We start from the raw sequence: 22206 nt of genomic DNA, 5'->3' as shown, positions 1-22206 counted from the left end.
GGGCGGGCGCGGATTGAATTCTTGGCTGCGCGGATTTCTGCTGTTGTTTTTTCTCGCAGTTGCAGGTGCTGCAGCCACGTTCTGGTCCGCGCAGCATGCGCTGGTGAAACCGTTGTCACTGCCGCTGAACGGGTTGCGCATGGATGTGGAGCCCGGCAGTAATCTCTCCCGGGTTCTCACCCGGCTGCAGGAGCAGGGTGTGGTTCGCTCACCATTGTGGGTGCGGGTGTACGCCCGGGTAAAAGAGCAGGGCAGTATTCACCCGGGTGAATATATGATTCCTGCAGGTAGCAATGCCATGGACCTTGTGGCGCGACTTCATCGCGGCGATGTTACCCGCTACCGTGTCACCCTGGTGGAAGGCTGGACATTCCAGCAGGCGCTGGCGCAGATTCGCAACGCCAAGCGGATCAAGTCCACGCAGGACGGTGAAACAGTGGCGAGCGCCGCAGCGGCGCTCGGTATTGATGGCAACCCTGAAGGCCGCATTTTCCCCGATACCTATGTGTACCGCTCCGGCTCTTCGGATCTGGACCTTCTGCGTCAGGCGCACGAGCGCATGGAAAATGTGCTGGCGGAAGAGTGGCAGCAGCGTGCGGAGGGTCTGCCCTATAACAATCCCTACGAAGCGCTCATCATGGCATCCATCGTCGAAAAGGAAACTGGTGTTCCCTGGGAGCGGGATGAAATCGCCGGCGTATTTGTACGTCGACTGGGCAAGGGCATGCGTCTACAGACCGATCCCACTGTGATTTATGGTCTTGGTGATAGCTACGATGGCAATCTGCGACGCTCGCATCTGCGCGCAGCCACCCCTTACAACACCTATGTGATCAGCGGTATGCCGCCGACTCCAATCGCGTTACCCGGGCGGGAGGCGATACGTGCGGCAATGCACCCCAAGGCCGGCGAATCGCTTTATTTTGTCGCCAAGGGTGACGGCTCGCACCATTTTTCCGCGACGCTTTCGGAACACAATCGTGCAGTGCAGGAATTCCAGCTGAAGCGCCGTTCCGATTACCGTTCTGCACCGGTGGAAGCGAAAAACCGCGAATGATCTATACGCGTTAACAATTTCAACAACAAAACAATGCCGTGCATATGCACAACAGGCTCACTAGCGAATTCATGACAGATTTACCCAGAGGCAAATTCATCACGCTGGAAGGCGGGGAGGGCGTAGGCAAGTCCACCAACCTTCGGTTTATTACCCAGTGGCTCGATGCGCGCGGCATCGACTTTGTGCAGACCCGTGAACCCGGTGGCACGCCGCTGGCAGAACAGCTGCGTACGCTGTTGCTGGAAAAGCGCGATGAAGCGGTCGATCCCACTGCGGAGCTACTGATGGTGTTCGCCGCGCGAGCACAGCATCTTAGTCGCGTTATTCTGCCCGCGCTGGCGGCAGGTAAGTGGGTGGTGTGTGATCGCTTTACCGATGCGACCTACGCCTATCAGGGTGGTGGTCGCGGGCTGGATCGCGCCCTGATCGGTGAGCTCGAACAGACGGTACAGGGTGACCTGCGTCCCGACCGAGTATTGCTACTGGATCTCGACCCGGTAATCGGGCTGCAACGGGCGGCGTCTACCGGGGAAGCGGACCGCTTTGAAAGTGAGCAGCAGGTGTTTTTCGAGAAAGTGCGTGCGGCATACCGCGAGCGTGCAGAGGCGGCACCTTCTCGCTATGCCGTCATCGACGCCGCCAAGTCACTGCCGGAAGTGCAGCAGCAACTGGCGCAGGTGCTAGAAGCCATTGCCGCTGCTCACGGATGAAATGTCCATGAAAAGTGATTCCGTGAGCGAAGACATAATCGTTGAAAGGCAGCCCGCCATCCCGTCCCCCTTGCCCTGGCAGGCGGCTCAGTGGCAGCGCCTCGGCGCCCAGTGGGCGGCGGGCCGTTGTCCCCACGCGCTGCTCATCAGTGGCCAGCCGGGTCTCGGCAAGCGGCGGTTTGCCGATGCCTTCGCCGCGCTGCTGCTGTGTGATCAGCCCCGGCACGGACTCGCCTGCGGTGAGTGCCGTGGCTGCCAGCTGCGTATTGCCGGTTCTCACCCGGACCTTATCCGCGTGGTGCCAGAAAAAGCGCAGGGTCCGCTGAAAGTCGAACAGATACGGCAGCTCGGTGAGTTTGTCGGTCGCACCAGTGCCCGCGGGGGCGCCCGCGTAGTGTGGCTGGCGCCGGCGGAGTCTATGAACATCAACGCAGCCAACGCACTACTCAAGAATCTGGAGGAGCCCTCTGGTTCGGTCGTCTTTCTTTTGATTAGCGACAATCCCTCCGGTCTGCTGCCGACTATCCGCAGCCGCTGCCAGACCATTGCCTTCCCGGTGCCGCCGCAACAGTCTGCGCTGCGCTGGCTGAATGACAGCGGGGTGGAGGGCGAGGTTGCCATCGGCGCACTGGCGCTCGCCGGCGGCGCGCCGTTACTGGCGGTCAGTTTGATGGAGCCGGAATCCCGCGAGCTGCGGGAGCAGTTTCTGGCGGATATCACTGCGCTGACCCGCGGGGATGAAAGTCCGGTCACGCTGGCCGGGCGCTGGGAGTCACCAGGGGAAGGGGGCGACCTCAGCCTGCTGCTGCAATGCTGGCAGAGCTGGGTGGGGCAGATGCTGCGCGCGCGCAGCACTGATAGTGCCGGTGAGCGCACCATCATGGCGCTTTTGCAGCGATTGCCCGGCGGTGGGCCGGAGGGTATGCGGCGGCTGTTCGGCTTTTACGACCAGTTGCTGAAGGCGCGCGGATTGCTCAGCGGGAACAGCAACCCGAACAAGCGCCTGTTACTGGAAGAGCTCATGATCCGCTGGGCGGCACTATTCCGCTGAGTGCCCGGATGCGATGCGCTGGGCCTGTAGACACGGTGCGCCCGCGCGGGGTAAGTTACAGTGAATGCCCGCAGCGGGATCGCGGGAATAAAAAGAGCTAAACACGAAAGTTTCAGGGCGCAGAGGCTATGCGGCCAACGGAGTGGGGTTGAGTATGAAAGGTATGGGGGGCGGTGCCCGCAACGGCATCCTGTCGCTGAAGATTCAGGACAAATCCGTGCTGTATGCGGCCTATATGCCATTTGTAAAAAATGGTGGCCTGTTCATCAATACCGATAAGAGCTACAACCTTGGTGATGAAGTTTTCCTGCTTCTCAGCCTGATGGATGAGCCGGAAAAGCTGCCGGTTGCGGGAAAGGTGGTATGGATTACTCCTAACGGCGCTCAAGGCAATCGTACGCCGGGCATCGGCATCCAGTTCAGCGATAAGGAACACACTGCACAGAGCAAGATTGAAACACTGCTGGCCGGATCCCTCGAATCCAGTCGCCCTACCCACACGCTCTAAATTCATCTTTTCAGCGAATATCCCCGGCGCCATGACGAGCGCGCCGGGGCGCCAATCTGTATAATTCCTGGCTTTCTTCATTACAATCGCCCCGTCGCGGGCGGTCAGTAACCAACGGGACAGGTTCCATGCTGGTAGATTCGCACTGTCATCTCGACAGGCTCAAATTGGACAAGTTCGACGGCGACCTCGACGCGGTGCTGGCGCTGGCACGCAGTCGCGGTGTCGGCAAATTCTTGTGTGTGGGTATCAGTCTCGACAATGTGGACGATGTGGTGAGTATCGCCAATCGCTACGAAGACGTCGTCTGCTCTGTGGGTGTGCACCCGCTGGACGTGGACTCCGGACTCGCGTGCGTGGAAAAGTTGAAGGCGCTCGCGGCGCAGCCCAAGGTGGTGGCGCTGGGGGAAACCGGCCTCGACTATTACTACAGCACCGAAACCAAAGAGGTGCAGCAGCAGAGTTTTATCGCCCATCTGCAGGCCGCAGGCGAGGTGGGGCTGCCAGTCATCGTCCATACACGCGACGCGCGTGAAGATACCATCGAGCTGATTCGCGCCCACGGCAGTCGTGAGCACGCCGGTGTGCTGCACTGTTTTACCGAGAGCTGGGACATGGCGAAGGCCGCGCTGGATCTTAACTATTACATTTCCCTGTCCGGCATCGTCACCTTCAAGAATGCGGAAGAGTTGCGCGACGTTGCCAGGCAGGTACCGCTGGACCGGCTGCTGGTGGAAACCGATTCACCCTATCTGGCGCCGGTGCCGTATCGCGGCAAGCCAAACATTCCGGCGTACGTGCGCGAGGTAGCCGAGTTTATCGCGGAACAGCGCGGTATCCGCTATGAGGCGCTGGCCGAAGCCACTACAGAAAACTTCCATCGACTTTTTCTTCGCGCCGCCTGAGCGCGACCACTCAATTATCGGGAATTGCTTATGTTGCAACAGCAATTGCAGACCATGCTGGCACTGCAGGACGACATCAACACACTGGTGAACGAAAACTGGCGTGCACAAAATTTTGCCTGGTACCGCGCCATCTGGGTGGAAAGCGCCGAGCTGCTGGATCACTACGGCTGGAAGTGGTGGAAAAAACAACAGCCTGAAATGGAGCAGGTGAAACTTGAGCTGGTGGATATCTGGCACTTCGGCCTGAGCCTGGAGTTGCAGCAGGGCACGCCTGAGCAGGTCGCAGAAAAAATGCAGCAGCAACTTTCTGAAGAGGCTCCCAATGCCGGTGATTTCCGCGAGAATCTCGAGGCCTTCACCCTGAAAACCCTGACCACCAAACAGTTCGACCTTGTGGGCTTTGCGCAAATGATGGCCGATGTCGAGCTTGCGTTTGATGATCTCTATCGCCGCTATGTGGGAAAAAATGTCCTGAACCGTTTCCGCCAGGACCACGGTTACAAAGACGGTTCTTATCTGAAACTCTGGGCCGGGCGAGAAGACAACGAGCATCTGGCGGACGTTGCACAATCTTTAGACGCTTCAGCGGAAGATTTCAGCAATCAGCTGTACACAGCATTAAAAGCGCGCTATCCCGGCTCTGCGAAGGATTTGGCCTGACAAATTTGGCCTGGTTCCGACCAAAGGCTAATGAAATTTATTGACGAGGCCCTATAATGCGGGCGCCTGAAAACAACGGAGATTAATCGTGAAAGCACCTGTTCGTGTCGCAGTTACCGGCGCCGCCGGTCAGATCAGCTACTCGCTGCTGTTTCGCATCGCTTCCGGTGAGATGCTCGGTAAGGATCAACCGGTCATTCTTCAGCTGCTGGAAATTACTCCTGCACTGGAAGCCCTGAAAGGCGTAGCTATGGAGCTGGAAGACTGCGCGTTCCCGCTGCTGGCTGGTATCGTACAGTCCGACGACGCTACCGTTGCCTTCAAAGACATTGAATACGCACTGCTGGTTGGTGCTCGTCCGCGCGGCCCGGGTATGGAGCGCAAGGACCTGCTGGAAGCCAACGCTGCCATCTTCTCCGCTCAGGGCAAAGCTCTGAACGAAGTCGCTGCGCGCAACGTAAAAGTGCTGGTAGTGGGCAACCCCGCCAACACCAACGCCCTGATCGCCCAGCGCAACGCGCCGGACCTGGATCCGCGCAACTTCACCGCCATGACTCGCCTGGATCACAACCGTGCCCTGAGCCAGCTGGCGAACAAGACCGGTTCCACCGTGAACGACATCACCCACATGACCATCTGGGGCAACCACTCTGCGACCCAGTACCCTGACCTGCACCAGGCCAAGGTAAAAGGCGAAGACGCCATGGGTAAAGTGGAGCAGGAGTGGTACGAGACTGACTTCATCCCGACTGTGCAGCAGCGCGGTGCCGCCATCATCAAGGCGCGTGGCGCTTCTTCCGCGGCTTCCGCGGCCAACGCTGCGATCGACCACATGCGCGATTGGGCACTGGGCACCGCAGAGGGCGACTGGACCAGCATGGCTGTGTACAGCGACGGTTCCTACGGTATCCAGGAAGGCCTGATCTACTCCTTCCCGGTAACTTGTAAAAACGGTGACTGGGAAATCGTTCAGGGCGTGGACATCAACGAATTCTCTCGCGAGAAGATGACTGCGACCGAGCAAGAGCTGGCTGAAGAGCGTGACGCAGTTGCGCACCTGCTGCCCTAATTTCACGAATCCCGATTTGTGAAAACAAAAAACCCGCACAATGTGCGGGTTTTTTTATGCTCGTGAAAAACCGGATCAGAATTTCACATTGCGCGGGGTGCGCGGGAACGGGATCACATCGCGGATGTTGCCCATGCCGGTCACGTAGGAAACGATACGATCGAAGCCGAGGCCGAAACCGCCGTGGGGCACCGTGCCGTAGCGGCGCAGGTCGCGGTACCAGTCCAGGTGATCCTTGGGAATGTCCATTTCATCCATGCGCGCGTCCAGCTTGTCCAGGCGTTCTTCACGCTGGGAGCCGCCGATAATTTCGCCAATGCCGGGAGCGAGAATATCCATCGCCGCCACGGTTTTGCCGTCGTCGTTCATGCGCATATAGAAGGCTTTGATGTCCTTCGGATAATTCAGCACGATGACCGGCTTGCCGAAATGCTTCTCTGCGAGGTAGCGCTCGTGTTCAGAAGCGAGATCGATGCCCCAGGAAACCGGGAACTCGAATTTCTCGCCACACTTCTCGAGAATCTCGATGGCTTCGCAGTAATTGATGCGGGCGAAGTCGTTGTCGATGATGTTCTCAAGGCGGCTGATGGCTTCCTTGTCGATGCGCTCGGCGAAGAACGCCATATCATCGGGGCGCTCTGACAGCACCGCCTTGAACACGTATTTCAGCATCTCTTCTGCGAGATTCGCGCAGTCCGCCAGATCGGCGAAGGCAATTTCCGGTTCCACCATCCAGAACTCCGCCAGGTGGCGGGTGGTGTTGGAATTTTCCGCGCGGAAGGTGGGGCCGAAGGTGTACACCTTGGACAGCGCCAGGCAGTAGCTCTCCACGTTCAGCTGGCCGGATACGGTAAGGAAGGTTTCCTCGCCGAAAAAGTCCTGGGAATAGTCCACTTCGCCCTTGTCGGTCAGGGGCAGGTTGTTCTGGTCCAGGGTGCTCACACGGAACATCTCACCGGCACCTTCGCAGTCGGAGGCGGTAATGATGGGCGTGTGTACGTAGTTGAAGCCGCGCTCGTGGAAGAAGCGGTGAATTGCCTGGGCAATGCAGTTGCGCACCCGCGCCACCGCGCCGCTCACATTGGTGCGCGGGCGCAGATGGGCGTGCTCGCGCAGGTGTTCCATGGTGTGACGCTTGGGAGACATGGGGTAGGTGTCCGGGTTTTCTACCCAGCCCACCACGGTAACGCTGGTCGCCAGCAGCTCGATTGCCTGGCCCTGACCCTCGGAAGGCTTGATCGTGCCCTCAATATCTACCGCACAGCCAGTGGTCAGGCGCAGAACTTCGGACTGGTAGTTGTTGATGCTGGACTCTACGACCACCTGAATCGGGTCGAAGCAGCTGCCGTCGTGCACGGCGAGAAAGGACAGGCCGGCCTTGGAATCGCGGCGGGTGCGAATCCAGCCCTGAATGCGCACGGTCTGGCCTTCGCGCTGGCTGGATTTTAGAAGCTTATCAATGGATTCAACTTGCATGATGGTGCTCTTGTTGTTCGCGTTTGCTGATGGGCATGCCCGCGGAGGGCAATGACGCGGCTTTATATGCGCGGCTTGTGGTCGCGCAGGCGAATGACGCCGGCATCTTGCCCCCTGACCGCGCGAAAATCCAGCCCCGGAGCAATGTGGCAGCACACGGCAGATAAACTGACTTGCTGGTACGCAACTCCGGGAGAGTGTAGTTCAGTCGAGGACGTGGGCAGGGTGCGTGTCTGGGCCTGGCTGCGTGTCGTGACCCTTGGTTCGAAAAACCGCTGTCCTACACTGAAATCGTCACAGAGATGGAAGCAGTACCCATGGTCAAAGAAGTCGGTGGCGCGCGCGGGCGCCGGACCTGCATTCTCCTCGCGCCCAATCAATCCCTGTCGCTGGAAGGTAATCTCTGGGTGTTTATCTCGCTGGTGGCCGTATCTCTGGGTATCAGCATCGCGTTTGCGCTGGCGGGGGCCTGGATGGTCATTCCCTTCGCAGGACTGGAAATCCTGTTGCTGGCGGTGCTGTTCGGGTACGTATATATAGAGGGTACACGGCGCGAAGTGATTCGCATCAGTGATGATCGTGTGATACTGGATACCAGCCGCGGCAGCCTCAAGCGCCCGGTTTACCACACCGAATTTGACCGCAACAGCCTGGCGGTACTGGTACGTATGGGCACCACGCCGGCGGAGCCCGCGGCGGTGACCTTTACCGGTCCGGAAGGTTGCCTGGAAGTGGGTGAGTTTCTCACCGATGCGGAAAAGGCAGCGCTTGTGGAAAAACTGGGCAGTTGTGGGCTGCGCGCGCGCCGCGAACAGTGTTTCCGCCTGCAGGACTTTTGAAGCTAAGAGCCGCTGTCTGCAGCCCGGGTGTCTATTGGATATAATCCGCGCGTTTCACGACGCGAAACGTGCGTCATTCAATTATCCGATACATGTACCGTAGGGGAGGGGATATGGCATTTCCCAAAGTCGGCAATCTGGCGCCGGCATTCACGCTGAATAATCAAAACGGCAACAAGGTTTCCCTGAAAGATTTCAAGGGTAAAAAAAATGTGGTGCTGTACTTTTACCCGAAAGCGCTGACCCCTGGCTGTACGACCCAAGCCTGTGGTATTCGGGACAGCGCTGGAGAATTTTTGAGCAGAGATACGGTGGTCTTTGGCTTGAGCCCCGACCCGGAAGCCAAACTGCAGAAGTTTATCGAAAAATATGCGCTCAACTTTGACCTGCTTGCCGACGAGGATCACCAGGTTGCCGACAAGTACGGCTGCTGGGGCCTGAAGAAATTCATGGGCCGTGAATATATGGGGCTGCTGCGCACCACCTTCATCATCGACAAGGACGGTCGCCTGCGGCATGTCATCGACAAGGTGAAAACCAAGACGCACCACGACGATGTACTGCAGTGGATTGACGAAAACCTCGCCTGAGTCTTTTGAGGCTCAGGCGTCTGGTTACAGGGGCCGGCAGAAGCAAGGTTTTGTGCGCCAATTAAAAAAAAATCACTGTCGTCCCTTGCATTCTCATCAAATGGTCTATACTGGCTTGTGTAAAGGAGCGCCGCTCAACCGTCTGGCCCAGAGCGATTGGGTGTGGTGCGAGGAAGTAGTACAAAAAACACTCACTCTGGGTAGGCTTCGATGCTTGTTTTCAGGTGCGCCCCCGCACCCAGGTAGTAGTCAGCAGTGGCGGTATTCATATTGCTGGCAGTGGTAAATAGGGACTCGCAGGAAGCGGGCTTAGAACAATAACCGCGGCTCAAGGAACCCAACAAGGAGCAGCTCAATGAACCATATTCAGCCAGACCAAGCTTCGCTCTCAGAAGACAAACCCTTGCAGCAGGCAAGACTGTCCGGTGACCCGAACATTCTTGACCAGTTGCTGGCGCCGCCGGAAGCTACCAGCTTCGGTATCGCCGCCCGAGTAATCGACGTGCTTGAACAACGGATTGGAAAGGCATCTCTGGCAATTCGACCCGTAGCTTCTGACCTCAGTATGTCTACCCGGACCCTGCAACGTCGTTTGCAGGAGCATAACCTGAGTTTCGCCTCTCTGCGTGATCACGTGCGTTTCCGTCATGCGGTGCACTTCCTGAAGGATACCGCACTGAGCGTGGATGGTATTTCGCGCATTCTCGATTTCTCCGACAGAACCAGTTTTACCAGTGCTTTCAAGCGCTGGACCGGGATGTCCCCCACGGGGTATCGCCGTCAGGTTCGTCAAAGATTCTGAGAAATTTCTACAGAAACCTCGCATCACGTAATCCAGTGCTCCGGTTTGTCGCCGGTGCTCTGGATTGCCTCATTTTGACAAAGCCGTTAGAGTTGGCCCCCAGAATTTAAGACTGACTCTATCGAGGTTTGGAACATGGATTTCTTTATTCCTGCCGCTATGGCGCAAGAGGCCGCACCGGCTCCTCAGGGTAACCCACTGGTAACCCTGCTGATGTTTGCTGGTCTGTTTGTGTTCATGTGGTTGTTTATTATTCGTCCGCAGCGCAAGCGTCAGAAAGAACACCAGGAACTGGTCGGCGCGCTCAAGAAGGGCGATGAAGTGGTAATGACCAGCGGTATGCTGGGTCGCGTTGAAAAAGTAGACGACGATTACCTGATTCTGGAAGTGGCTGACAATATGAAGCTGAAGTTCCAGAAAGTTGCGGTACACGCGGTACTGCCGAAAGGCACCATCAAAAATATCTGATCGCCCGATCCCGTCCATGTCATGTATCAGTGACTTGCTGGGGAATTTAGAGCGAAAAGTAAAAACCCGGTTTCCCACCGGGTTTTTTTGTGCCCAGAATATGGACCGATTGCTTAGGAGAGGAAGTAGACCGTGAGCATCCAATATCCCGCCCGCGAACACCTGGCGAACCTGCCGACGCCATTGCAACCGCTACACAAGATCACCGAGCTTTATTCAACACCATTCGGTGGACCTCAGGTCTGGATCAAGCGGGATGACCTCACCGAGAGTGCCATGTCCGGCAACAAGGTGCGCAAGCTCGAATACATTATTGCCGAGGCAAAGGTGCGGGGGTGCAATACCCTGATTACCTGTGGTGGTGAGCAGTCGAATCATTGCCGGGCCACGGCGCTTGCCGCGGCCAAGTGCGGAATGAAAGCTCACTTGATTCTTCGTGGTGCGGCCGAACTGACTAGCGGGAATATACCCGACGGCAACCTGCTGGTGGACTATCTCGCCGGCGCCCGTGTTTCCGTCTATCCACTGAGGGAATACGTGAGTCGATTGCCTGAGCTGTTTGAGGAATGGGCGAGCTTTTACCAGAATCAGGGAAATCGTGCGCTGTGTATCCCCACTGGAGGTAGCGACGGGCTTGGAATCTGGGGTTATTTGCAGTGTGCAGAAGAGTTGCTCGAAGACTGTCGGCGAGTGGGGTTTCAGCCCGACCGGCTGGTGTGTGCCAGCGGCAGCGGCGGCACTCAGGCGGGATTGACGCTGGGTTGCCAGATGTTAGGCGCGGACACAGGGGTTACCGGTTATGCCGTGTCTGACAATGAAGCCTATTTCATCGACAAGATACAGGAGGATGTGCGGCAGTGGGCTGAGGCCTATGCTCAGGAATTTCCATTCGACTCGCGGCGTATTCATGTGAACGACAAGTATATCGGCCCCGGTTACGGCATCGCCACCGAAGAGATATACCAGACCATCGCGCTTGCTGCGCAATTGGAAGGAATCTTGCTGGATCCGGTGTATACGGGGAAAGCGTTTCACGGGTTGCTGAAGGATATCGAGCAGGGGCATTACGCCGGTTGCAGGCACATTGTATTTGTCCATACCGGTGGGCAATTTGGGGTTTTTCCCCAGCGGGCGGGTTTCAGTGCCTGCTGGGCGGATGGGTGAGCGGCTTGCGCCGCTGACCTTATCTGCGGGTATTTGCACCATCGGCAGGTGGTAGGGATATACGACAGAATTGTCGATATTGGTGAGAAAATTAGCGATTTGTTGAATTTTTGGCAGAAACAACGACTATGCTGCTGTTGATTGGCGGATTACTGTTCTCGCGCGGACGAAACTGCTACTCTGCCCGGCACTTGAGAGGCGTCCGTTTTTTTTGTTAAGTGGGATTGCCTGTTTTTTTGCCGTTTTGTTGGTAAATCAATCAAAATAATTAGGTTGTGGGGGTTGGTTTGGAATCGTTCAATCAATTGTTGTTAACGCTGGATGGCTTTCTGGGTTCGGCGTTCTGGTTCCCTTATGTATTGTTGGCGGTCGGCTTCTTCTTTACCCTTTACCTAGGGTTTCCGCAGATCCGCTATTTCGGCCACGCCATCAAGATTGTGCGTGGTAAATACGACAAGCCAGGTGACCCTGGTGATACTTCCCACTTCCAGGCACTTGCCACCGCGCTTTCCGGTACTGTAGGTACCGGTAACATCGGCGGCGTTGGTCTCGCTATTTTCCTCGGCGGTCCGGCCGCACTCTTTTGGATGTGGGTGACTGCATTCCTGGGTATGACGACCAAGTTCGTCGAGGTAACTCTCTCGCATAAATACCGCATCAAGGCTGCCGATGGCTTCTATGCTGGTGGCCCGATGTTTTACATGGAGCGCCGCCTGAACATGAAGTGGCTGGCGGTAATCTTTGCCATTGCCACGGTCATCAGTTCGTTCGGTACCGGTAGCCTCCCGCAGGTGAACAATATCGCCCAGGCCATGTACGACACCTTTGGCCTCAGCAAAATGCTGACCGGTGGTGTACTCGCCATTCTTCTCGGCCTGGTGATCATTGGCGGTATTACCCGTATCGCCAAGGTAACTTCTACCATTGTGCCGGTAATGGCGGTGCTGTACATCGTCGGCGCACTGGGGGTTATCCTCTACAACTACGAGAACATCATTCCATCCTTTGTTGAGGTGTTTTCCGGCGCGTTTAATGGCAGCGCAGCAATGGGCGGCTTCCTCGGTGCAAGTTTCGCCTACGCGTTCAACCGCGGGGTAAACCGCGGCCTGTTCTCCAACGAAGCAGGGCAGGGCTCCGCCCCGATTGCGCACGCCGCGGCGCGCGCGGATGAGCCGGTTTCCGAGGGCATGGTTTCCCTGCTCGAGCCTTTCATCGACACGCTGATTATCTGTACTCTCACCGGTCTTGTGATCCTGTCTTCCGGTGTGTGGACCGAGAAGTTCATGAATCGCTTCGAGCGCGCGGACATGATGGTGGTTGCTGGCACTTACTCGGATAAGGAAGAGGCGCACGTTAAGGAGTTGTTCGGATTCCTGAGTGGCCGCAGCAGTGAGGTTCGCCCCTATACCGGTACCATCGTGGTTGCTGATGGCCGCCCACTGAACAGCAGTGAATACACCGTGATCAACTCCCGCTCTGTGGCGGAAGATGTAGAGTTCCGGGTAGGTAACGACAACTTCTCTGGTGTGCTGAACGTGAATGGTGGTCGTCTGGTGAACCCGAATGTGGAAGTCTGGGGTAACTCCCTGCTGCACTCCGTGGCGCTGACCAACCGGGCCTTCCAGAAGGGTTTCTTCGGCGAGTACGGCAGTTACATCGTTACTTTGGGTATTTTGCTGTTCGCCTTTTCCACCGCGATCGCCTGGTCTTACTACGGCGACCGCTCGATGATTTACCTGTTCGGCCCGAAATCGGTAATGCCGTATCGGTTGGTGTATGTCGTGGCCTTTTTCTGGGCTGCCATTGAAGACACTACCATCATCTGGAACCTGTCGGCGGTGGCGATCGTGCTCATGACACTGCCGAACCTGTTCGGTATCTCGGTGCTGGCAAGAGAAATGAAAGAGACCGTGAAGGATTACTGGAAAGATCCCAGCCACAAGTAATCCGCGGAATTGAACCCAATAAAAAACCCGGCAATGCCGGGTTTTTTATTACTTGGTGGTACTTATACGTTCAGCAGCAAATATTCCCGCTCCCATGAGCTGATTACACGGTTGAACTCTTCGTACTCGTCGCGTTTGATCGCCGCCCAGGCGCGCACGAACTTTTCGCCAAACATTTCCGCCGCCTCGGGGCACTCGGCCAGCAGGTTCAGTGCGTGTTCCTGGGTGCGGGGCAGGGTGATGGGTTCGGACGCGCAGCTGCCCTGGTAGGGTTCGCTCGGTTTGACCTTTTTCATCATGCCGAGAAAACCGCAGGCGAGGGATGCGGCAATCGCCAGATACGGGTTGCAGTCGGCACCGGGGAAGCGGTTTTCCAGACGTTTTGCCTGGGGGGCACTGTCGGGAACGCGCAGGCCGGTGGTGCGATTCTCGTAGCCCCAGTGCAGGCTGGTCGGTGCCGCCATCTCCGGGGTGAATCGACGATAGGAATTCACGTTGGGGGCGAAAAAGGTGATAAAGCCCGGGGTAAATTCCTGTGTGCCGCCGATAAAGTGCTTGAACAGTTCGGTCTCATTGCCATCGTCATCGACAAAGATATTCTTGCCGGTTTTGATGTCCAGAACGCTCTGGTGCAGGTGCAGTGCGCTACCGGGTTCGTCTTCCATCGGCTTTGCCATAAAGGTGGCGTAAATGCCGTGGCGCAGCGCGGTTTCGCGCACGGTGCGCTTGAAGGTAAACACCTGGTCGGCGAGATTCAGGGGATCCCCGTGCAGGAAGTTGATTTCCATCTGCGCGGTGCCGGATTCATGAATCAGGGTGTCCACATCGAGCCCCTGGGCTTCACAGAAATCGTACATGTCCTCGATGATCGCCTCGTACTCGTTGGCGGCGTCGATGCTGTAGGACTGCCGGGTTTTCTCGGTGCGCCCGGAGCGGCCGACCGGAGCGGAAAGTTTTTCATCCGGGTCGAGATTGCGTTTGACCAGGTAGAACTCCACTTCCGGGGCAACCACCGGTTGCCAGCCCTGTTCGGCGTATTTGTCGAGTACGAACCTGAGAATATTGCGGGTGGCAATAGGGTGGAGCTTGCCGTCGCGGGTGTAGCAGTCGTGAATGATCTGCGCAGTGGGCTCGTTGGCCCAAGGGTTCAGCCGGATGGTTCCGGGGTCTGGTTCCAGCAGCATGTCGGTATCTGCCGGGTCCACCAGTTCATTGTGTTCGTCGACGTAGTCGCCGGTAACAGTCTGCACCAGGATACTCTCCGGCAGTCGGCTGTCCTGGGTGAGAAATTTGGAGGTGGGGGTAAATTTACCCCGCGCGTTTCCGGCCATGTCCGGTACCAGGCACTCGACCTCGGAAATTGAGTGTTCTGCGAGCCACTGGGTAATCTTGTCCATGTTACACCTTGATGATGAAAGGCTTTTCCCCGATTGGGGTTCATTAGTATATATCCCGCCTCGGCGACCCAGGCAGGTGCAGGGCGGGGCCACGGCTCGTGAAGATTGTCGGTATTCCGGCACGTGGGCTTTGATTATGGCAAAAAACCGAATTATCATTCAATAAATTTTGAATAATGATTCGGTTTTGTTTCGGGCGCTCTATAGATTCCGGATGCAAAACCGGAGCGGACCAGCCTGTTTTCGGAGATTCAAACATGCCAGTCAGTGGAACTGTTACCAAGCTGCTCGGCCACACCGATTCCTATTACGCCGCAAGCGCCAATGATACGCCGGCATACGACGCACTCGAGGGAGTGGTTGAGGCTGACGTGTGCGTTATTGGTGCGGGTTATACCGGGCTCTCGACCGCGCTGCATCTCGCCGAGCGCGGTTTCAAGGTGGTAGTGCTTGAGGCTGAGCGCATCGCCTGGGGCGCTTCTGGCCGCAACGGCGGCCACGTTGGCGTGGGCCAGCGCAAAGGCCAGGAAGACCTGGAGAAAATGCTCGGCGTCGATACCGCCAAAGTCCTTTGGGATATGGGGCTTGAAGCGGTGCAGCTGGTAGAGGATCTGATCCACAAGCACAACATCCAGTGCGATCTCAAGCGCGGCATCATGCACCTGGCGGCAAAGCCCAGTCACGACGCCTGGCTGAAGGAAGAAGTGGAAGTGCTGAACCAGCGCTACGGCTACGACAAAATGCGCTATGCCGAGCGCGACGAGGTGCGGTCACTGGTGGGCTCCGAGCGATTTTACGGTGGTCAGGTGGATAGCGGGTCTCTGCATCTGCATCCACTCAATTACGCGCTGGGGCTCGCCGCAGCGGCAGAAAAAGCCGGGGTGCAGTTTTTTGAACACAGTCGGGTCACCAGCTATCACGGTGGCAATCCCTGTATTGTGAATACCGCGAGGGGCAGTGTGCGCGCCCGCAATGTAGTGCTTGCCTGTAATGGCTATCTCGGCGGCCTGGAACCGAGGATGGCGGGGCGCATCATGCCTATCAATAACTTTGTGCTGGCGACCGAGCCGCTTCCGCAGGAGCTTGCGCGGGAGCTGATCGCAAACGACTACGCGCTCCAGGACACGCTGTTTGTCATCAATTACTGGAAACTCTCCGGTGACAACCGCTTGGTCTTCGGTGGGGGAGAGAATTACTCCTCCCGATTCCCTCAGGACATTCGCGCTTTCGTGCGCAAGTACATGCTGGAAATCTATCCGCAACTCGCAGATACCCGCATCGATTTTGGCTGGGGGGGCACGCTCGCCATCACCCTGAACAGAATGCCCAGCATCGGCCGGCTTGAGCCGAATGTGTACTACAGCCAGGGCTATTCGGGGCACGGCGTTCCGACGGCTACCTTCGCCGGGAAAATACTCGCAGAAGTGCTTGCCGGCACCGAGGAAAGGTTTGATATATTGGCGCGCATTCCAACGCCCAGCTTCCCCGGTGGAACACTGTTGCGTTGGCCTGGGCTGGTAGCGGGAATGCTCTATTACAGCTTGAAGGACAAGCTGGGCCGGTAATTGGTGGCTTCCGCTATGAAACTGCTGCGTCTTCGACTGAAGGTTTTTTAGTGGGGCCAAAAATTGAATATTTGTTCGGTTTGTGGGATAACAGGCCGGTCAGTTCAATCTCCGGGTCCGTCCTAAGTGGTAATGAATGGGCAGAAACCCGAACAAAAATAACCCACGGGGAGTAACGATGACGCAGTCAGATCAACCGTTTGCAGGCAAAAAACATATCCTGGCCTCTACCATTGGTGCCGTTGTATTTACTATCACGAGCGGCGCCATCGCTGCTCCGGAGATCGAAGAGGTGACCGTCACCGCGCAGATGCGTGCCGAGTCCCTGAAAGATGTGCCGATGTCCGTCAGTGCCTTTTCTGGCGAGACCCTCAAAAATTCCAACCTCAGCGACTTCAAGGACCTGTTCGCGATCACCCCCGGTATTTCCGGCGATACCACGGATTCCTTCTTCGATTCCGTGTCCGTACGCGGTGTGAACAACAACAGCTTCGGTACCGGCAGTGACCCGGCGCTGGGCGTGTTCCTCGATGGCGTTTACCAGAGCCGCACTGGCGCCACCCCGACCATGTTCGACATGGATCGTGTGGAAATCGTAAAAGGGCCGCAGGGTACCCTGTTTGGCCGCAATACCGCCTCCGGTGCAATTTCCATGACTTCCCGCAAGCCCGGGGATGTATTTGGCAGCGAGATCTCGGTAAATGCCGGTGAATACGGCCGCCTGAACGTCGAAGGCGCGGTGGATATGCCGGTAAGCGAAGATTTTGCAGTGCGTATTTCTGGTATTCACCAGGAAGAAGACGGTCATGTGAAAAACCTCGCTGGCGGTCGCAACCTGGGTGCCAGCGAGGCAGATGCCATGCGCTTTACCGGTGTGTACGAGGGTATTGAAGGCACCACTATCACCCTGTTGGCACAGTACGAAGACCGCATCAGCGACGGTACCATCTACCGCGCTCTCGGCACCGAGGGCGATTACGATCAGGTCTACAACGATCAGCAGGGTACCGACCAAGCTGAAATCGCCGATGCGATTCTCAACATCGAGCGCGAGATGGGTGATGTGACCTTCAGCTCGATCACCGGTTACAAGACCCATAATTACACCTATGTAGAAGATTTCGACGGCACTGGGCAGTCCATCGACACCTTTGTGCGGGATCAGTCCGGGGAGTTCTTCAGCCAGGAATTCCGCCTGACCTCCAACAATTCCGGCCCGTTCAACTGGGTGCTGGGTGCCAGCTACTACCAGGAAGATCTGGACGCATACTTTGCCGGTGTCGACTCCGAGGACTTCATCTGCGCCGGTGCCATGGAAGTGGACTACGAGCTCGGCGTGAACTCGTCCATGACCTGTGACGAGCTCGCCATAGTATTCCCCGATGAGATGGATGATGCCTTCTGGACCGGTGGCGAAACCTGGGAATACGCGCCCACTGCGGGCATGGCCATTCCCGGTGGCGTGGTAGTGCCCGACGGCATGTCTGTAGAGGAGGCATACACCCGCGGTGAATTCAGCGGCTGGGGCGTATTTGCGAACACCACCTTTGACCTGACCGAGTCCACCAGCCTCGGCCTCGGTGTGCGCTATACCGAAGACCAGAAGAAATACACCGTGGACTCCCCGTGGCCGGACACCTGGACCGCGGGCTGGAACTACCAGGCCATGTTTACCGATGGTCCGATTACCGGCGACAAGACCTGGAGCAACATTTCCGGTCGCGCCACGCTGAACCACGATTTCTCCGATTCCGTTACCGCTTACGCCAGTGTGGCTACCGGTTACAAGTCCGGCGGTTTCGATTACCTGACCTACCGCATCAATGATGCGGCCTATGCCGAAGATCCGGATGCCTGGCTGGAAGAGTATGAGTGGACCGTCGACAGCTCCACCGGTGAGCCCAACAGCTTTGATGAAGAGCAGGTTCTGTCCTATGAGCTGGGTGTGAAGGCCCGTCTGCTGGACAACCGCCTGCACATCAACGCGGCCGCATTCCAGTACACCTACGACGACCTGCAGCAGGCCTTCTTCATTGGCGCCGCGGCGGTAACCCGCAACGTGGGTGAAAGTGAAGGGCAGGGTCTAGAAGTGGATGCCCGCTGGCTGATTACCGACAATCTGGATCTGTACATGGGGCTCGCCTGGCTCGATACCGAGTTCACCGGTGCGCCGGAAGAGTTGTGCGAGGAGTGCGACGGCAACCAGATGGCATTCTCTCCGGAGTTTTCCTCGGCAACCGTGCTGACCTACACCACCGATGTGGGCTTCGGCAGCCTGGCCCTTTCCGGTGAGTACACCTATACCGGTGAGCAGTTCGCCGACCTGGAAAACACCGAAGAGGTGAAGCTGGCGAGCCGCGGACTGGTTAATCTGCGTGCTTCGCTCACCGCGCCCAGCGAAAACTGGACCGCCGGTGTTTACGTGGAAAACCTGACCGGTGAGGAGTATTACCACTGGGGCTACGCGGCAGCAGATTACAACCTGCCGGCCACCCAGACCGACCCGTCTCGCGGACGTGTGGCGGGAATCAGCCTCGACTACCGTTTCTGATCCCCACCTTCCGTTTCTCCCTTCATCTCGCAGGATGAGCAAAAAGGCCGGCAACCATTGCCGGCTTTTTTGTTAATCAGGTCCCTCATTTGTGTTAAAAATGGCACTTCAGTAGAAAGGATCACGAAGTGTCGACCGCAGAACAGAATCGCCGCAGAAATCAGTTGTCGCCGCGACGGGAGCCGGTTCAGGCCCGCGCCCGCGAGCGCGCCCGTCAGATACTGGATACCACCGGCCGCCTGCTGGAGCAGGTCGGGCTGAACGACCTCACCACCATCCTGATTGCCAAGGAGCTCGGTGTGTCCGTCGGCTCCGTGTATCACTACTTCCCGAACAAGCACGCGATCCTCTACGCCATGGGCGAGCAGTGGTTGGCGAGCCTCAGCGAGCGCCTCGACGATATGGCCGCGGGCGAGCTGGAGAATCTGGACCTGCGCTCTTTTCTCGATGACCTGTTGAGCCGCTGGCTCTCCGTCTACCGCGAGCAGCGCGGACTGCTGCCCCTGGTGCAGGCGATGTGGGGTATCCCGGAACTGCATCAGCTGGATGAGCGGCACGATGAAATGGTCATCAACCATCTGGTGGATATGTTCCGGCGCCTGGGCTTTCGTTGTCCCCCCAACGAGACCAACCGTCTCGCCCGCGCCACGCTGGAGACATGTCATGCCATGCTGCTGGTTATCGTAAACCAGCAGGGCGAGCGCTCGCGGCGCACCCGAGAGGACCTGCTCAATATGTTGATGGTGTTGCTGGAGCCGCACCGCGACGAATTAAAGCCCTCCGGGCTTGATGATGTGGAGGCGCCGTGAGCGCTGAGTGACCATGAGCAACGCACCGAAATCCCCCAGGGGTAATAAGCTCACCATCGCCATCTCTTCCCGGGCCCTGTTTGATCTGCGCGAAAGCCACCAGATCTACGAGGAGCAGGGAGTGGATGCGTTTTCTTCGTATCAGATCGAGCGGGAAAACGACGTGTTGCCAAAGGGCGAGGCGTTTTCCCTGGTGGAGAAATTCCTGCAGATCAACGAGCGCCTCGATGGGGAGCCCAGGGTTGAGGTCATCCTGCTGTCGCGTAACAGTGCCGATACCGGACTGCGGGTGTTCAATTCCATCGAACACTACGGGCTCCAGATCAGCCGCGCTGCGTTCTGCAATGGCGGAAGCCCGTATCGCTACATCGCGCCTTTTGGCTGCCATCTTTTCCTCTCTACCGATGGCGGCGACGTGCGCCGCGCACTGGAGCAGGGAGTGGCCGCTGCCACGTTGATTCCCGGCGGTGCGCGCCAGCGAGGCGACGACACATTGCGCTTTGCCTTTGATGGCGATGCGGTAATTTTTTCCGACGAGGCCGAGCAGATCTTCAAGCGCGAGGGTCTCGCCGCCTTCACCTCAGCCGAGCGTGCTTCCGCCAGGCAGCCACTGCAGGGAGGGCCCTTCAAGGGTTTTCTCGAGGCATTGCAGCACTTGCAGGCAGAATTCAATCCGGAATCCTGCCCGATCCGTACGGCCCTGGTCACCGCGCGCTCCGCACCGGCGCACGAGCGGGTTATCCGTACCCTGAGGGCCTGGAATATCCGTATCGACGAATCCATCTTCCTTGGCGGTTTGCCCAAAGGGGAGTTCCTGCGGGCCTTTGGTGCCGATGTATTCTTTGATGATCAGCCCAACCACTGCGCCTCTGCCGGCGCCCACGTAGCTACCGGCCATGTTCCCCACGGCATTGCCAACCTGGATAGCTAGCGCGCAATCAGATCTGTGGGTTGTAGCGGATTACTGCGGAATAATTTCCTGTAATTTCTGGTCCCCTTGCGTGTTTCTCTCCAAAGGTCGCCACATTCGGTGACCTTTTCCTCGTTTTTTGACCTCTTTGGAATGTGTGCTATTGGCTCGCTAGCGTATTCGCTGCTATGCTTTTCCCGCATATACTTGCTTAGTTTTTATAACCAATAGCTGGCGTAAATTTGAGCGCTGCACGACGCGTGCAGGCTCGCGCCGCGTGGTTGACAGGGAGAGGCGATGAAGCTTCAGCAGTTGCGTTATATCTGGGAGGTGGCACACCACGATCTCAATGTTTCTGCCACCGCACAGAGCCTGTTTACCTCGCAGCCGGGGATCAGTAAACAGATCCGGCTGCTGGAGGACGAGCTGGGCGTGGAGATTTTCGCCCGCAGCGGCAAACACCTTACGCGTGTGACCCCGGCCGGCGAAGCCATCCTCAAAACCGCCGGCGAGATCATGCGCAAGGTGGAAAACATCAAGCAGGTCGCGCAGGAGTTCAGTAATGACAGGCGCGGCAGCCTCGCCATCGCCACCACCCATACCCAGGCACGCTATGCGCTGCCCGCCGTGATCAAGTCTTTTATCGCCCGCTATCCTGAAGTGTCCCTGCATATGCACCAGGGCACTCCAATGCAGATTTCCGAAATGGCCGCGGATGGTACTGCCGACTTTGCCATCGCCACCGAGGCACTGGAGTTATTCAGTGACCTGGTGATGATGCCGGTGTACCGGTGGAACCGCTGTGTGCTGGTGCCGAAGGGGCACGAATTGTGTCAGGTCTCCAAGTTAACCCTGGAAGACGTCGCCAAATACCCCATCGTCACCTATGTGTTCGGTTTTACCGGGCGCTCCAAGCTCGATGAGGCATTTCTGGAAAAGGGGCTTTCGCCCAAGGTCGTATTCACCGCATCGGATTCAGACGTCATCAAAACCTATGTGCGTCTGGGGCTCGGCATTGGCATCGTCGCCGATATGGCGGCGGTGGAAGAAGAAGACAGCGATCTGGTGGCCCTGGATGCAAGTGAGCTGTTCGAATCCAGTGTGACCAAAATTGGGTTCCGCAAGGGTATTTTCCTGCGTGGTTTCATGTACGAATTTATTCAACAGTTCGCGCCTCATCTCACCCGCGAACTGGTGGAGCAGGCATCACAGGCATCGTCCCGAGCAGAAGTGGACGAGCTGTTCTCTCATGTTGAATTGCCGGTTTATTGAACGGCACGTTTTCCCTTGTTAAAAAGAAAAAAGCCCGGCAGAGAATACCGGGCTTTTTTACTTTGCAATCAGGTGCGGTGCTGCTTCAGCGGTTCAGCACTTCCTTCACGAACTTGAAGTACACGGTGTAAACCTCGGGTTCCTTGCCTTCCTCTTCCACAACAAAGAACGGTGCACGCTGTACATTGAAGCGCTGGGCCAGCTGCATGCCCGGACTTTGCGCATCCCGTTCGTCGGCAATCAGAATTTCATCGAGATATTTTCCCTGATCGTTTTCCTTGATTTTTTGTTCAACGTCGTTGCATTTGGCACACAGGGAACCATCGGCGAGGATTTTTTTGACCAGGGTAATGTGCATGTGACACGGCCTTATGATTTGCGCCCCACCAACCTTGTGCGGGTATCCAGCGCCGCTGTGGCGACGCAGTGGAATGGAAAATGTAGAGGATTG

21 protein-coding genes are annotated in these 22206 nt (G+C 57.3%); 18 read left to right on the top strand and 3 right to left on the bottom strand.

Annotated features, from left to right (window positions below; translation table 11 throughout):
- Positions 1 to 13 precede the first annotated feature (13 nt).
- The 7 genes from mltG to R5R33_RS00740 all read left to right on the top strand — a co-directional run bounded on the left by mltG (position 14) and on the right by R5R33_RS00740 (position 5966).
- Complete coding sequence (gene mltG, locus R5R33_RS00770) at positions 14 to 1057, top strand: endolytic transglycosylase MltG (RefSeq protein WP_318954179.1); 1044 nt, start codon at positions 14 to 16, stop codon at positions 1055 to 1057.
- 71 nt (positions 1058 to 1128) lie between these two features.
- A complete protein-coding gene (gene tmk, locus R5R33_RS00765; protein WP_318954178.1) occupies positions 1129 to 1770 on the top strand; it encodes a dTMP kinase in 642 nt (213 codons plus the stop codon).
- Between the two features lie 7 nt (positions 1771 to 1777).
- Positions 1778 to 2821, top strand: coding sequence for a DNA polymerase III subunit delta' (locus R5R33_RS00760; RefSeq protein WP_318954177.1), 1044 nt, complete (start codon positions 1778 to 1780; stop codon positions 2819 to 2821).
- Between the two features lie 154 nt (positions 2822 to 2975).
- Positions 2976 to 3329, top strand: coding sequence for a PilZ domain-containing protein (locus R5R33_RS00755; RefSeq protein WP_318954176.1), 354 nt, complete (start codon positions 2976 to 2978; stop codon positions 3327 to 3329).
- A 128-nt stretch (positions 3330 to 3457) separates the two neighbouring features.
- Positions 3458 to 4234: a TatD family hydrolase gene (locus R5R33_RS00750; RefSeq protein WP_318954175.1), complete on the top strand. Its 777-nt coding sequence runs from the start codon at positions 3458 to 3460 to the stop codon at positions 4232 to 4234.
- A gap of 30 nt (positions 4235 to 4264) precedes the next feature.
- A complete protein-coding gene (locus R5R33_RS00745) occupies positions 4265 to 4897 on the top strand; it encodes a dUTP diphosphatase (protein WP_318954174.1) in 633 nt (210 codons plus the stop codon).
- Between the two features lie 88 nt (positions 4898 to 4985).
- Complete coding sequence (locus R5R33_RS00740) at positions 4986 to 5966, top strand: malate dehydrogenase (RefSeq protein WP_318954173.1); 981 nt, start codon at positions 4986 to 4988, stop codon at positions 5964 to 5966.
- A gap of 75 nt (positions 5967 to 6041) precedes the next feature.
- Here R5R33_RS00740 and asnS read toward each other — a convergent pair whose 3' ends face one another.
- Positions 6042 to 7442 (bottom strand): asparagine--tRNA ligase, encoded by a 1401-nt coding sequence (asnS, locus tag R5R33_RS00735; protein WP_318954172.1) that lies wholly within the window; start codon positions 7440 to 7442, stop codon positions 6042 to 6044.
- 317 nt (positions 7443 to 7759) lie between these two features.
- Between asnS and R5R33_RS00730 the strand changes: the two genes are divergently transcribed.
- From R5R33_RS00730 to R5R33_RS00705, 6 genes are all read left to right on the top strand, one after another.
- Positions 7760 to 8281, top strand: a complete 522-nt coding sequence (locus R5R33_RS00730; RefSeq protein WP_318954171.1) for a DUF2244 domain-containing protein — start codon at positions 7760 to 7762, stop codon at positions 8279 to 8281.
- Positions 8282 to 8394: 113 nt separating this feature from the next.
- Positions 8395 to 8871 (top strand): thioredoxin-dependent thiol peroxidase, encoded by a 477-nt coding sequence (gene bcp, locus R5R33_RS00725; protein WP_318954170.1) that lies wholly within the window; start codon positions 8395 to 8397, stop codon positions 8869 to 8871.
- A 355-nt stretch (positions 8872 to 9226) separates the two neighbouring features.
- On the top strand, positions 9227 to 9673 hold the full coding sequence (locus tag R5R33_RS00720; protein WP_043316188.1) for a helix-turn-helix domain-containing protein: 447 nt from the start codon (positions 9227 to 9229) through the stop codon (positions 9671 to 9673).
- A 135-nt stretch (positions 9674 to 9808) separates the two neighbouring features.
- Positions 9809 to 10141 carry a preprotein translocase subunit YajC gene (gene yajC / locus R5R33_RS00715; protein WP_318954169.1) on the top strand — a complete coding sequence of 111 codons (333 nt, stop codon included), beginning with the start codon at positions 9809 to 9811 and terminating at the stop codon, positions 10139 to 10141.
- Between the two features lie 132 nt (positions 10142 to 10273).
- Positions 10274 to 11305 (top strand): D-cysteine desulfhydrase family protein, encoded by a 1032-nt coding sequence (locus tag R5R33_RS00710; RefSeq protein WP_318954168.1) that lies wholly within the window; start codon positions 10274 to 10276, stop codon positions 11303 to 11305.
- A gap of 287 nt (positions 11306 to 11592) precedes the next feature.
- The gene (locus tag R5R33_RS00705; protein WP_318954167.1) at positions 11593 to 13251 is read left to right on the top strand and encodes an alanine/glycine:cation symporter family protein; all 1659 of its coding nucleotides are present in this window, start codon (positions 11593 to 11595) and stop codon (positions 13249 to 13251) included.
- 62 nt (positions 13252 to 13313) lie between these two features.
- Here the strand turns inward: R5R33_RS00705 and R5R33_RS00700 are convergent, their stop codons facing one another.
- Positions 13314 to 14648 carry a glutamine synthetase family protein gene (locus R5R33_RS00700; RefSeq protein WP_318954166.1) on the bottom strand — a complete coding sequence of 445 codons (1335 nt, stop codon included), beginning with the start codon at positions 14646 to 14648 and terminating at the stop codon, positions 13314 to 13316.
- A gap of 257 nt (positions 14649 to 14905) precedes the next feature.
- Between R5R33_RS00700 and R5R33_RS00695 the strand changes: the two genes are divergently transcribed.
- From R5R33_RS00695 to cysB, 5 genes are all read left to right on the top strand, one after another.
- Positions 14906 to 16213, top strand: coding sequence for an NAD(P)/FAD-dependent oxidoreductase (locus R5R33_RS00695; RefSeq protein WP_318954165.1), 1308 nt, complete (start codon positions 14906 to 14908; stop codon positions 16211 to 16213).
- 178 nt (positions 16214 to 16391) lie between these two features.
- Complete coding sequence (locus R5R33_RS00690) at positions 16392 to 18764, top strand: TonB-dependent receptor (protein WP_318954164.1); 2373 nt, start codon at positions 16392 to 16394, stop codon at positions 18762 to 18764.
- 128 nt (positions 18765 to 18892) lie between these two features.
- Entirely contained in the window at positions 18893 to 19573 is a 681-nt protein-coding gene (locus R5R33_RS00685) for a TetR/AcrR family transcriptional regulator (RefSeq protein ID WP_318954163.1), read from the top strand.
- 13 nt (positions 19574 to 19586) lie between these two features.
- Positions 19587 to 20504: a 5'-nucleotidase gene (locus tag R5R33_RS00680; protein ID WP_318954162.1), complete on the top strand. Its 918-nt coding sequence runs from the start codon at positions 19587 to 19589 to the stop codon at positions 20502 to 20504.
- Positions 20505 to 20780: 276 nt separating this feature from the next.
- Positions 20781 to 21755 (top strand): HTH-type transcriptional regulator CysB, encoded by a 975-nt coding sequence (gene cysB / locus R5R33_RS00675; protein WP_318954161.1) that lies wholly within the window; start codon positions 20781 to 20783, stop codon positions 21753 to 21755.
- An 85-nt stretch (positions 21756 to 21840) separates the two neighbouring features.
- Here the strand turns inward: cysB and R5R33_RS00670 are convergent, their stop codons facing one another.
- A complete protein-coding gene (locus R5R33_RS00670) occupies positions 21841 to 22113 on the bottom strand; it encodes a hypothetical protein (RefSeq protein WP_318954160.1) in 273 nt (90 codons plus the stop codon).
- Between the last annotated feature and the right edge of the window lie 93 nt (positions 22114 to 22206).

The sequence above is a fragment of the Microbulbifer pacificus genome (assembly GCF_033723955.1).
GTDB classification, from domain to species: domain Bacteria; phylum Pseudomonadota; class Gammaproteobacteria; order Pseudomonadales; family Cellvibrionaceae; genus Microbulbifer; species Microbulbifer pacificus.
The sequence above is the reverse complement of the archived record's forward strand: the minus strand, read 5'-3'. Positions and strand labels throughout refer to the sequence as shown.

Coding starts and splice junctions, on each gene's coding strand:
- tmk (WP_318954178.1), top strand. CDS start 1,129: ATGACAGATTTACCCAGAGGCAAATTCATCACGCTGGAAGGCGGGGAG.
- R5R33_RS00760 (WP_318954177.1), top strand. CDS start 1,778: ATGAAAAGTGATTCCGTGAGCGAAGACATAATCGTTGAAAGGCAGCCC.
- R5R33_RS00755 (WP_318954176.1), top strand. CDS start 2,976: ATGAAAGGTATGGGGGGCGGTGCCCGCAACGGCATCCTGTCGCTGAAG.
- R5R33_RS00750 (WP_318954175.1), top strand. CDS start 3,458: ATGCTGGTAGATTCGCACTGTCATCTCGACAGGCTCAAATTGGACAAG.
- R5R33_RS00745 (WP_318954174.1), top strand. CDS start 4,265: ATGTTGCAACAGCAATTGCAGACCATGCTGGCACTGCAGGACGACATC.
- asnS (WP_318954172.1), bottom strand. CDS start 7,442: ATGCAAGTTGAATCCATTGATAAGCTTCTAAAATCCAGCCAGCGCGAA.
- R5R33_RS00730 (WP_318954171.1), top strand. CDS start 7,760: ATGGTCAAAGAAGTCGGTGGCGCGCGCGGGCGCCGGACCTGCATTCTC.
- bcp (WP_318954170.1), top strand. CDS start 8,395: ATGGCATTTCCCAAAGTCGGCAATCTGGCGCCGGCATTCACGCTGAAT.
- R5R33_RS00720 (WP_043316188.1), top strand. CDS start 9,227: ATGAACCATATTCAGCCAGACCAAGCTTCGCTCTCAGAAGACAAACCC.
- yajC (WP_318954169.1), top strand. CDS start 9,809: ATGGATTTCTTTATTCCTGCCGCTATGGCGCAAGAGGCCGCACCGGCT.
- R5R33_RS00700 (WP_318954166.1), bottom strand. CDS start 14,648: ATGGACAAGATTACCCAGTGGCTCGCAGAACACTCAATTTCCGAGGTC.
- R5R33_RS00695 (WP_318954165.1), top strand. CDS start 14,906: ATGCCAGTCAGTGGAACTGTTACCAAGCTGCTCGGCCACACCGATTCC.
- R5R33_RS00690 (WP_318954164.1), top strand. CDS start 16,392: ATGACGCAGTCAGATCAACCGTTTGCAGGCAAAAAACATATCCTGGCC.
- R5R33_RS00680 (WP_318954162.1), top strand. CDS start 19,587: ATGAGCAACGCACCGAAATCCCCCAGGGGTAATAAGCTCACCATCGCC.
- cysB (WP_318954161.1), top strand. CDS start 20,781: ATGAAGCTTCAGCAGTTGCGTTATATCTGGGAGGTGGCACACCACGAT.
- R5R33_RS00670 (WP_318954160.1), bottom strand. CDS start 22,113: ATGCACATTACCCTGGTCAAAAAAATCCTCGCCGATGGTTCCCTGTGT.